The sequence below is a fragment of the Micromonospora sp. BL1 genome (assembly GCF_003667485.1).
GTDB lineage: Bacteria > Actinomycetota > Actinomycetes > Mycobacteriales > Micromonosporaceae > Micromonospora > Micromonospora tulbaghiae.
This window is the reverse complement of sequence record NZ_RCVK01000364.1, coordinates 16,958-27,273: the sequence shown is the minus strand read 5'-3', so window position 1 is coordinate 27,273 and position 10,316 is coordinate 16,958. Positions and strand designations below refer to the sequence as shown.

Sequence of the window (10,316 nt, the reverse complement as noted above, 5' to 3'; positions counted from 1 at the left end):
ATCTGCTCGCGCAGCAGGTCAACAGGGTTCACACTCTCTGAAGCGGCCATCGCGTCCTCTCTTCCTTCTCTGACTTGGTCGTCTTGAAGGATCGACGCGATGGCCGTCTCTCATCTACGCAACACGCTCATCACGGGCAAGTCGTACACCACTTCCGCGGACGCAACCCAGATGGAGGTGGGCGATGCCGGACGAACCGCTCGTGCGCAATTCACGGCTGCTCGGCCTGTTCGTCGAGATCGTTCGAGGGCCCGAAGGAACCCTGCGGGCAGTAGAGACCGCCGGCCGTGGCATCACGGCAGAGGCACGCTGCACACTGACAGTGGTCGCAGACAAGATGACCATTAGCACCGGCAGCCCAGCCGAGGTGCGTCAGAGAAACCTCGCCTGCGCCGATCGACTCGTCGAACTTGGCGCCATCGAAGACGACCTTAGCGAGTTGTGGTCCCGCCACCGGGAAGGCGATCTTGATGAGGCCGCGTTTGAGGCAAGCCTCCTGCGAATAGTCATGCGTCTGGAAGCGTGGCCGCAATCCTGGCGGCGCCTGCCAGCCTGATGAGCAGGGTTCGTACATCCGGCGCGGAGGAACGGGCGGTCGGGACTGAGTCGAGTCGTCGGGGCACCGCTCGACAGCGCTCCGGCACCACCGGTCGGATACTGGCCGAGTGACGGAGGAACCGGCTGGCAGGTCGACGCGGTGGACGATTCATGGTGAGCGGGTTGTCGACCGGAGCCGGCGCTCGCGGTTGAGCATCGCAGATGTGGAGTTGCCGGTCGAGCATCGCCCTCTCGGCGTTCATCGCATTGGAAAACGGGTGCCCCCACGCTAACGCTCGTTAGGGCTAGTGTCAGCGACCATGGTGAATACCACTCGCAATCTTGGCCTGGGACACGGCAGCGCGTTCGGCGAGCGTGGGGTGGCGAAGCGGCTGGGCACATTGAGCCGGCACACATCACTGACCGGCCGACGATTACTGGAGATCGGCTGCGGGGACGGCACGTACACGATGCGGCTGGTCGGCGCGTTCGAGCAGATCGAGGCCGTGGACATCCAGCAGGATCGGCTGGCCCTGTTCCGGGAGCGGCTGGCCGACGACCCGGCGGCGGCCCGGAAGATCAACGTGCGGGAGTTGTCCGCTACCGAGCTGGACTATCCGGACGAGAGCTTCGACCTGGTCACCGCCATCGAGGTGGTGGAGCACATCGACGACCTCGATGCCGCCCTGCGGCAGGTCCGTCGCGTGCTCGTTCCCGGCGGCTGCTTCGCCCTGACGACGCCCAACCGGTGGTTCCCATTCGAGACTCATGGATTCCTGATCCGCGGGAAGCGGTACCGGCCCGCGCGGGGTCCGTTCCTGCCGTGGATCGTGCCGCTGCACCGGCGGCTGGCCGACGCCCGTTGCTTCACCGCCCGCGGCTTGTCCGCGCAGCTCCGGCGGGCCGGGCTGGAGCCGGTAGCGGTGGACTACATCATGCCGCCGTTCGACCGGTCCCGCTTCGGGCGTCGTATCCGGCCGGTGACCGACGCGGTCGAGCGGTCGCCGCTGAAGTTCTTCGGCATGGCCCTGGCGGTGGTCGCCCGCCGACCGGCGTGACGGTCCACCAAGGCACCCAGGTTTAGCGGCTTTCCGGATGGCTATGAGGGGTATCGATCCGCGACCCGATGAGCAGGCCCGCGAGCGAGGAGAGCCGATGGCCAGCGTTGCGATCCCGTCCGACGATCCGACCCGTACCCTCGTCCACGCCCGTCCCGACGACCCCGCCCTCGCGCACCTCGCCATCGCGGGCGGCACCTACACGATCCTGGTCACCGGCGAGCAGACGGCCGGCCGGTACTGCCTGATCGACATGCGCGTTCCGCCGGGCGGTGGGCCGCCTCCGCACCGGCACGACTTCGAGGAGATGTTCACGGTGCTCGACGGGGCGGTGGAGTTCACGTTCCGGGGCGAGCAGACCGTCGCGCGGGCCGGGGAGACCATCAACATCCCGGCGAACGCGCCGCACTTCTTCCGCAACTCGTTCGACCAGCCCGCTCGGTTGCTGTGCATGTGCACGCCGGCCGGGCAGGACGAGTATTTCCTGCGCGTGGGCGATCGGGTGGACGGTCCCACCTCGCCGCCGCCGGCTCTCACCGACGAGGAGCAGGCCGAGCGCCGGAACCGGGCCGCCGCGCTGGCTGCGGACTACCGCACCGAGCTGCTGATCGGCTGACACCGGGCACAACGTAAAGGCTCACCGCCGTGGCCGAGACCACGACGGTGAGCCCTTTTCCGTACGAGGGGGTCAGCTCGCCGCGACGAGCTGGAACCGCTGGTTGGCCTGGCCGTTGCAGTCGTAGATCTGCACCTGCTGACCGTTACCGGTGCCCCAGACGTCGAGGCAGCGGCCGGACTGGACTCCGGTGATGGTGCCGTTGGAGTTGACGTTCCACTGCTGGTTCGTCTGGCCGTTGCAGCTGTAGATCTGGACGGCCGAGCCGTTGCCGGAGCCGGCGGCGTCCAGGCACATCGAGCCGTACACGGTCAGTTGCCGGCTGGAGGTGTAGGTCCACCGCTGGTTGGTCTGGCCGTGGCAGTCGTAGAGCTGCACCCGGGTGCCGTTGCTCTGCGAGGAGTTCGGCACGTCGATGCACCGGCCGGACTGGTTGCCGACGATCCGGCTGGCGCCGGTGGTCGGCGGCGGCGTGGTCGGCCCGGCGGTCGGGGTCGGTCCGGCGGTCGGCGACGCCGTCCCGGTCGGCGTGGGGTTGGGCGTGGCGGCGTTGAGGGCGTTGAGGACCGAGTTGTACGCGGCCTTCTTGTTGCCGCTGCCGTCGAACAGCAGCGGGTTCTCGTTGGAGCGCCACGAGTCGCTGTCGCGGACGCCCCAGACGGTGATGCCGATGCAGCGCGGCACGTTCAGGCACGCCTGGGTCAGCCCGGCGTACTGGCTGGTGGACGAGTTGGTGACGTCGACCTCGGTCAGCGCCACGTCGACGCCGAGGGCGGCGAAGTTCTGCAGCGTGGTCTGGAAGTTGCCGGGCAGCGAGCTGCCGCCGGTGAAGTGGGTCTGCAGGCCGACGCAGTCGATCGGGACGCCGCGGGACTTGAAGTCCCGGATCATGTTGTAGACGCCCTGCGTCTTGCCGTACGACCAGTTCTCGATGTTGTAGTCGTTGTAGCAGAGCTTGGTCGACGGGTCGGCCGCCCGGGCGGTGCGGAACGCGACCTCGATCCAGTCGTTGCCGGTGCCCTGAAGGTTGGAGCTGCGGCGGCTGCCGTCCTCGTTGAACGCCTCGTTGACCACGTCCCACGCGGCGAGCTTGCCCCGGTAGTGGGCCATCACGCCGTTGATGTGGTCGATCATCGCCTGACGCAGGTTGCTGCCGTTCAGGCTCTGCATCCAGCCGGGCTGCTGCGCGTGCCAGGCCAGAGTGTGGCCGCGGACCTGGAGACCGCGCTGGGTCGCCCAGTTGTAGATCTGGTCGCCGGAGGAGAAGTTGAACTGACCCCGCTGGGGCTGCAGCGCTTCCGGCTTCATCTCGTTCTCGGCCGTGATCATGTTGAATTCACGTGCCGCGATGGTGCTGTACGTGGAGTCGCCCAGCCGGTTCGCCGCGATGGCGGTGCCGAAGTAGCGGCCCGACTGTGCCGCGGCGGCACCGAGCGTGCTCGCCGCCGCCTGGGCCAGGCTGGGCACCACGAGCGCGGCACCGGCAAGTGCCAGCGCGCTGGTGACGGCGGCCAGTACCACGCGGTGGCTGCGCCTCGGTAGATGTTTCATGACACTCCTCTGCATATCGGACGATGATGCGCTGGCGATGCCCGGCTGGACGCGGGTGGGAGCCGGCGGTGCGCCCACCCCCGCGTCACTGCCCTGAAACTTTTCGAAGATGTACCGGTAACTTCCCTGGGAAGATATCCGCGACGGCACGATCGGTCAATGTCGATGTCAACGCGAACATGGACTCGACCGGCTGATCAGCGCGGGAGTCCACAGATGTCCGTGAGAACGAAGCGCGACGAGAGCCGCGGCGAGGACCGAAAGTTTCGGAAAATACCGGCGCGACCGGTCAGCGATCGACCGCGGCGTCGTACCGCTCGCGGTTGGCGTGCACCTCGTCCATGTGCGCCTCGGCCCACACCTTGATGCCGTACGTCAACCGGTGCAGCGACAGGCCCAGGTCGGTCAGCTCGTAGGTGACAGTCACCGGCACGCTCGGCGTCACGGTGCGAGTGACCAGGCCGTCGCGCTCCAGTGAGCGCAACGTCTGGGTGAGCATCTTCTGGCTGACCCCGGCCAGCCGGCGGGACAGCTCGGAGTAGCGCATGACCTGCGGTTCGACATTGTGATCGGGGCCGTCACGGCCGAGCGCGGCCAGGATCAGCGCCACCCACTTGTCGGAGATCCGGTCCAGGAGTTGCCGGCTCGGGCAGCCGGCGAGGAACGCGTCGTACTCGGCCCGCGCCTGCGCCCGCTTCTGCGCCGCCGTCTGCGTCGGCATCGTCCGCGCCTCCCACCCCGGGGTACCCAACGCACTCCGAAGTGCGTACTTCCCGAAAGAAAGTTACCCCTCCATCGTGGAGCAGGTCACCCCTCAAGAACAAAGGAGACCCGACCATGGGTACGCGTACCTTCCGCACCGCCGTCGTCCGCACCCCGGGCGGACCCGACGCGATCGAGGTCGTCGACGTCCCGGAGCGCGAGCCGGGCCCCGGCGAGGTCCGGGTGGCCGTCGCCGCGGCGGCGGTCAACCCCGTCGACCTCGGAGTGGCGGGCGGCTTCTTCCACTCGCTGGGGCTGATCGACCAGCCGCACCACACCGGCCTGGGCTGGGACTTCGCCGGCACCGTCGACGCCGCCGGCCCGGGCGTGGGCCTGACCGCCGGCACCCGGGTCGCCGGTCTGGTGGTCGGGTTCGACCGCGACTACGGCACGTACGCCGAACAGCTCGTCGTGCCCACGGCCGACCTCGCCGTCGTACCCGATGATCTGGACCTGGTGGCGGCGGCGACAGTGCCGCTCAACGGCCTGGCCGCGGCGCAGGTCGTCGATCTGCTCGGCGAGCCGCCCGCCGGCGGCCGGCTGCTGGTCACCGGCGCGGCCGGCGCGGTCGGCGGCTACGTCCTCGCGCTCGCCCCGGCCCGGGGATGGCGGGTGACCGGCCTGGCGCGGGCCGCGGACGAGAAGTTCGTCCGCAGCCTCGGCGCCGACTTCACCACCGCCGCCGAACCGGGCTGGGACGCGGTCGCCGACGCCGCCGCGTGGCAGGAGCAGGCGCTCGCCCTGGTCCGCGACGGCGGCGCGTTCGTCGGCGTGCGGCCCAACGCGCAGCCGGCCGCCGAGCGCGGTGTCACCGTCCGCGTGATCGAGACCCGCGCCGACGGGGTACGCCTCGCCGACCTGCTCGCCCGCACCGCCGCCGGTGAACTGCCGGCCCGGGTGCACGCGGTGCTGCCGCTGGACCGGGCGGCGGACGCGCACCGGGCGATGGCCGAGGGCGGGGTACGCGGGCGCTACGTGCTGCGCCCCTGACCAGCGGCGACGCCGATCAGCAGCGCACCGCCACCCGAGCGACCGCACGGTCGGCGGCCTCGGGTGGCAGGTCGCTCTGAACGCCGACGTCCAACGCCAGCAGCCCCTGGTCAAGGCCGACGAGCAACGTGCCGCCGACCGTGCAGCAGGTGAGCGCCGGGTGATAGACGGGAATGGTGTGCACTGCCCGTCCGGTGGACGGATCCCAGATCCGCACCGTCCGGTCCCGGCTGGTCGAGGCGAGCAGATCCCGGCCACCGACGCGCACCAGGCTCAACCCGGTGACGGCAGCCGTGTGGCCGGTGAACACGCCCACAGGTTCGCCCCACTCGGCGTCCCACAGACGGATCGTGTGATCGGCGCTGGCCGACGCCAGCATCCGGCGACCCGCCACGACGAGGCCGCAGAGCGCGGTGACCGCATCCTGGTGTCCCTGCCGGGTCCAAACCGGTGTGTCACCACCGCCCCACAGCATTACCGTGCCGCTCTTGTCGGCCGACGCGAGCGCCTCCACGCTGGGCCACCGGACCGTCGCGAGGGCGGTCACCCAGGCATGGTTGACGTCCATGATCAGAACTAGACGTACGGCACCGGACTGGGGGTGCCAGAGCCGGATGGCCTGGTCGTCGCCCGCCGACGCGACAAGCGTCTCACCCTCGATGACAATCGGGCAGGCCGTGTCTACGGAGCCGTAATGCTCGGCGCCGTGAATGAGTCCCTGCGCTTGCTCGCGCTCCCGCACCTTCCACACCAAGGCCGAGGGCCCACCGTGGACAGTGACTAGTAACGGTTCCTCAACATCCGCAACCGCACACATCGCGTTGACGGGGCCAATCGGCGTGGGAAGATCCCACAATTCCTTACCCGTGGCCGGATCCCAGAACCGCACGCGACCATCGGCACCGCCGCAGGCCACCAAGCCAGATCGCTCCCCAGGGATCGGGCAGAGACTGAGCACGGGCCAGCCTCTGGTCTGATCCGTGATCGTCTCCGGCCGGCCGCTAGCGGGATCCCATAGCCGGACCGTGCCGTCGTCCCCTGCTGTTGCCAGCAGACGGTCCCTCGCCGTCTTGAGCTCACACACCGCGTGGATCCAAGTGGTATGCCCCTTAAGGCTCGGCTGGCTTGTCCAGGTCCCCACCTCCCACAGCCGAACCACTCCGTCGTCACCGGTCGAAACCAGCAGGGAGTCTTCATTGACCACGCAGAGGTCGGTGATCGGTCCCGCCGTTTCTAGGATATGAGCACATTCGCCCGTCTGCGGGTTCCAGAGCCGGACAGTGCCGTCGTAGCCTGCGGAGGCCAGCAACGTACCGCCCGGCGCACGGACGGCACATAGGGCGGTCACCCAGCCGACATGCCCGGTGAGGACCAGCCTCGGCCGTGTGTCACTTGTTGGCTCCCAGACCCGGACCGCGCCGTCGAAACCGGTGGAGGCGAGCAGGTGCCGGCCGCCCACCGGGACGTAGGTTACGGCGGTCACCCAGCCCGAGTGCCCGGTCAACGCGTGGCACTGCGTCCCGGTCACCGGATCCCAGATCCGGACCGTCCGATCGTCGCCCGCCGAGGCCAGCAGGTCGCCGTCCGGCAACGGGATGACACAGATGTTGCGGACCCAGTCGTCGTGCCCGCGCAGTTCGTGCCGGCGCTGACCGGTACGCGGATCCCAGAGGCCAACGGTCCCGTCGTGGCTGGCGGTGGCGATCAGCGTCTCGCCGACCCCGGTGCGGACGGCGCACAGCCCGCGGATCGTGTCGTCGTGACAGGTGAGGACCGCCACGGCCTGGTTGGTCAACGGATCCCAGAGCCGGACCGTGCCGTCGTCGCCAGCGGAGGCGAGCAAACGCCGATCGTTCAGCTCGATAGCCGCCACGTCGTAGACAGCCCGCGAGTGCCCGTCCAGCACGCTGCGCTCCTGTCGGGGCGGGGTGTGGGCCCAACGTGCCCGGTAGGGCGCGGCGACCGTCTCGATCCCGCTGCCCAGCCCGTCAAGCCGCTCGACAACCGAGAAGAGGGCAGCGCGTTCAGCCGGCGACGCCACCATCGCCAGCGGCGTGCGCTGCATCAGCTTCACCCTGGCCTGTGACAACGAGGACAGCGGACGTTCCGTGTCTATAACCAAGAGGAGTCGATCCAACTGTGCATGCAACATGTAATCATCGTCAGCAAGGAGCTGTTCGATGAGCCCGGCCCGAGCGGCATGGTGGGACAGCGAGGACCTCAGATAGCCGGGAACAGAAGCCCATCCGGTCTCGGTCGCCAGGTCAGTCCAGGCGGCGACCAGCCGTCGCTGATCGTCCTCACGGGTTCTCCGCTCGTCCCTGCCGGCCAGTAACGCGTCGTTGAGGGCCTGGTGGAACAGGCGGTACGCGGGCTCGCTACCGCCGCCGGTCTCAACCAGGAAGTTCGCCGCCGACGTACGGGCGAACGCGAGAAGTTCGTCCTCGGTGACCGTGCCGCCGAGCGCCGTCACCGCGGTCCGCCAGAGCGACAGCGGCAGACCCGGCGTCTCGGCGTACGCCAGGGCGGTGAGGGCGAGCCGGGCGGAGGCCGAGCCGGCGGCCGGCAACCCGGCCAGGTAGGAGTCGAGCGCATGGGCCACGGTCGCGGTGAACGACACCGAGGCCGGGTCGACCGGCGCGATGTCGCGCAGCGCGTGTGCCCGGGCGACGAGACCGGCCACCAGGAAGTTTCCCTTCGCCAGCTCGGCGATGCGGCGGGCCAGCGGGGCAGCCGCCGCCGGATCGTTGTACGGATTGCCCGGCCGTTCCGCGCCGAGCAGCCGCAGGGTCGCCAGGGCGTAGTTCACCAGATCGGCCTCGGCGAAGTATTCGGGCGTGTCCAGATCCACCAGCTCGACCGGGCCACCGAAGCAGGAGATCAGGTCGCCCCGGTCGTCGCCGCGCCGGGTGCCGACGACCACCCGGGCGCCGTACCGGCCGCACTCCAGGGCCAGCGGCAGCAGGAGGTCGTCGATGACCTGCCGCGCCTGACCGGGGTCGGCCGTCTCGTCCAGCGCGTCGATGACGAGCACGAAGCGAGCCGGACGACGCGCCAGCCGCTCCCGCATCGCCGGCATCAGGTCGGCCGGCGCACCTGGCAGGTCGACGGCGGCGGCCCGCGCGATCTCGACCGCCACCTCGAGCGCGGTCTTGCCCTTGGCGTGCACGGCGCAGGACACCGAGCCGACGGTGGCGCGGACGGCGTTGTCGCCGCCCGGCAGGGTGTCCCGGATCTGCTGGTCGGCCGTCGTCACGACGCGGCCCAGGACGGCGGACTTACCGACCCCGGGTGAGCCGGTGACGATCAGCGGCCCGGTCACGGGCGTCTCCCCGTCGATGAAGTCGACGATCCGCCGGAGCGCGGCCGCACGCCCCCGGAACCGGGCACCACCCTCGGTGTCCACGGCGACGCCCCGCGCCCGGGGCAGCCAGTGCCGGCCGGCCTCGCCGTCGGTGCTCAACGTCCACCCCCAGGCCGAGAGCGCTGCGTCGTCGGCGTCCTCGACCCGCCAGGCCGACAACGCGCCCAACGTCATGGCCGGCACCTGTTCGTCGGCGTGGCTCAGGGTGAGCGCCTGGCCCCTGCCCTTGCCGTCGGCCGTGACGACCACGCCGACCACCGCCTGATACTCCGGGGACCACACGGCGCCCCCGCTGAACCCCTTGCTGAGCGGCCCGGCGGCGCCGCTGTCGATGGTCACGTGGCCGTACCCGCCGGCTTCGACGACGGAACCGGTCGCCTGGAGGCCACCGACCACTCCGGCCGGGAAGCCGTACGCCCAGAAGGGACGGTCGAGCAGCGGTTGGGGGGCGAGGCAGCGCAGCCGGGCCGGCGTGACGGTCGCCGGCACCGGCTCGACGAGCTCGAGCACGACCAGGTCGACGTACGCCTCCCGCATGCCGTCGTGCCGGCACTGCCGGACCTTGCGCCGGTCGAAGTAGGCGACCTTGGGTGCGCGCGGAAAGGCGACAGTGAGATCGGGGCGGAGGGTGCCGTCGGCGGTGAACGCCACGTGGTGGCAGGTGAGCACCAGGTCGGTGGCGATGACGATGCCGGTGCCGAGCGCCGTGTGCGGGTCCGCCTCACGGTGCAGAGCCACCGCCCACGAGCACTCGTCCGGGGCCGTTGTCACGGGCCGGGCCGTCCGTCAGCGCCGTGGGCCGGCACCGCGGTCGGTGGGGCCCTCCGGCTGCCAGGCGAGTGTGACCTCGAAGTTCGCCTCTCCGGTCGCCTTCGCCACCACCCAGCTCGCCGTGCCGGTGGCCTTGATCCCGAAGCGCACCTCCACCGCGTCGGGAGAGACGGTCTTGACCTGTTCCAGCAATTCCCGGGCGGCGGCGACCGCCGGCGCCGCGGATTCGCGTACCCAGCCGGCGACGTCGCCGAAGCCGGCGGGCTGGAAACCTGGCGTCGGCTCGACTTCGATCAAGGCAACCGTTTCGTCGTCGACCTGGTAGCGGACCACCTCAGACTGCACGGTCACCTCCGTGACGTATTTCAGGAGAACAGGCGGGAGGGGTCGCGGCGGAGCAGAAACTCCGGCCCTCTCGCCGGTCTGCCATGCTGCCCGTTGTCCTTGTCACTTCGCAATGGTCCGGCCGGTGAACCGCGCCGAAGCGGCCGAACAGGCGTTTCAATCGCAGCGTCCACGCAGGACCGCCGGAGATCAACTGTGTGAACCTGTCGGCTTTCGTCAGCGAGATCGGTGACCTTGCGCGCGTCCGGCACCGTCGGCAGAATCGGCCCGTGCGCCGGGTCCTTCCCGTTACCCACCTCGATCATGGCCATCCCTTCAAACC

9 protein-coding genes and 1 pseudogene are annotated in these 10,316 nt (G+C 69.9%); 5 read left to right on the top strand and 5 right to left on the bottom strand.

Annotated features, from left to right (window positions below; genetic code table 11):
- Positions 1–184 precede the first annotated feature (184 nt).
- The 4 genes and pseudogenes from EAD96_RS30920 to EAD96_RS27505 all read left to right on the top strand — a co-directional run bounded on the left by EAD96_RS30920 (position 185) and on the right by EAD96_RS27505 (position 2,211).
- Positions 185–556, top strand: coding sequence for a hypothetical protein (locus EAD96_RS30920; protein WP_147457941.1), 372 nt, complete (start codon positions 185–187; stop codon positions 554–556).
- A 109-nt stretch (positions 557–665) separates the two neighbouring features.
- Positions 666–773: pseudogene (locus EAD96_RS27515) on the top strand (NUDIX hydrolase); the annotation flags it as partial.
- Between the two features lie 84 nt (positions 774–857).
- Positions 858–1,595, top strand: a complete 738-nt coding sequence (locus EAD96_RS27510; protein WP_121686292.1) for a bifunctional 2-polyprenyl-6-hydroxyphenol methylase/3-demethylubiquinol 3-O-methyltransferase UbiG — start codon at positions 858–860, stop codon at positions 1,593–1,595.
- Positions 1,596–1,692: 97 nt separating this feature from the next.
- On the top strand, positions 1,693–2,211 hold the full coding sequence (locus EAD96_RS27505; RefSeq protein ID WP_120572223.1) for a cupin domain-containing protein: 519 nt from the start codon (positions 1,693–1,695) through the stop codon (positions 2,209–2,211).
- A gap of 72 nt (positions 2,212–2,283) precedes the next feature.
- On the opposite strand, the gene EAD96_RS27500 is transcribed toward EAD96_RS27505, so the two are convergent.
- Both EAD96_RS27500 and EAD96_RS27495 read right to left on the bottom strand, forming a co-directional pair.
- The gene (locus EAD96_RS27500; RefSeq protein ID WP_121686291.1) at positions 2,284–3,762 is read right to left on the bottom strand and encodes an endo-1,4-beta-xylanase; all 1,479 of its coding nucleotides are present in this window, start codon (positions 3,760–3,762) and stop codon (positions 2,284–2,286) included.
- Between the two features lie 289 nt (positions 3,763–4,051).
- Positions 4,052–4,483 (bottom strand): helix-turn-helix domain-containing protein, encoded by a 432-nt coding sequence (locus tag EAD96_RS27495; protein ID WP_121686290.1) that lies wholly within the window; start codon positions 4,481–4,483, stop codon positions 4,052–4,054.
- A 116-nt stretch (positions 4,484–4,599) separates the two neighbouring features.
- Here EAD96_RS27495 and EAD96_RS27490 point away from each other — a divergent pair, with 116 nt between their 5' ends.
- Positions 4,600–5,514 (top strand): NADP-dependent oxidoreductase, encoded by a 915-nt coding sequence (locus EAD96_RS27490; RefSeq protein WP_121686289.1) that lies wholly within the window; start codon positions 4,600–4,602, stop codon positions 5,512–5,514.
- A 16-nt stretch (positions 5,515–5,530) separates the two neighbouring features.
- On the opposite strand, the gene EAD96_RS27485 is transcribed toward EAD96_RS27490, so the two are convergent.
- Genes EAD96_RS27485 through EAD96_RS30915 form a run of 3 tightly spaced genes read right to left on the bottom strand, consistent with a single transcriptional unit; the run spans position 5,531 to position 10,305 of the window.
- The gene (locus EAD96_RS27485) at positions 5,531–9,616 is read right to left on the bottom strand and encodes a trypsin-like peptidase domain-containing protein (RefSeq protein ID WP_233586189.1); all 4,086 of its coding nucleotides are present in this window, start codon (positions 9,614–9,616) and stop codon (positions 5,531–5,533) included.
- A gap of 48 nt (positions 9,617–9,664) precedes the next feature.
- A complete protein-coding gene (locus EAD96_RS27480) occupies positions 9,665–9,982 on the bottom strand; it encodes a CU044_2847 family protein (protein ID WP_036345426.1) in 318 nt (105 codons plus the stop codon).
- 32 nt (positions 9,983–10,014) lie between these two features.
- Positions 10,015–10,305 (bottom strand): hypothetical protein, encoded by a 291-nt coding sequence (locus EAD96_RS30915; protein WP_147457940.1) that lies wholly within the window; start codon positions 10,303–10,305, stop codon positions 10,015–10,017.
- Positions 10,306–10,316 lie beyond the last annotated feature (11 nt).

Excerpts from the sequence above, each read along its gene's own strand:
- EAD96_RS27500 (WP_121686291.1), bottom strand. The coding sequence starts at position 3,762 with ATGAAACATCTACCGAGGCGCAGCCACCGCGTGGTACTGGCCGCCGTC.
- EAD96_RS30915 (WP_147457940.1), bottom strand. The coding sequence starts at position 10,305 with ATGGCCATGATCGAGGTGGGTAACGGGAAGGACCCGGCGCACGGGCCG.
- EAD96_RS27490 (WP_121686289.1), top strand. The coding sequence starts at position 4,600 with ATGGGTACGCGTACCTTCCGCACCGCCGTCGTCCGCACCCCGGGCGGA.
- EAD96_RS27510 (WP_121686292.1), top strand. The coding sequence starts at position 858 with ATGGTGAATACCACTCGCAATCTTGGCCTGGGACACGGCAGCGCGTTC.
- EAD96_RS27505 (WP_120572223.1), top strand. The coding sequence starts at position 1,693 with ATGGCCAGCGTTGCGATCCCGTCCGACGATCCGACCCGTACCCTCGTC.
- EAD96_RS27495 (WP_121686290.1), bottom strand. The coding sequence starts at position 4,483 with ATGCCGACGCAGACGGCGGCGCAGAAGCGGGCGCAGGCGCGGGCCGAG.
- EAD96_RS30920 (WP_147457941.1), top strand. The coding sequence starts at position 185 with ATGCCGGACGAACCGCTCGTGCGCAATTCACGGCTGCTCGGCCTGTTC.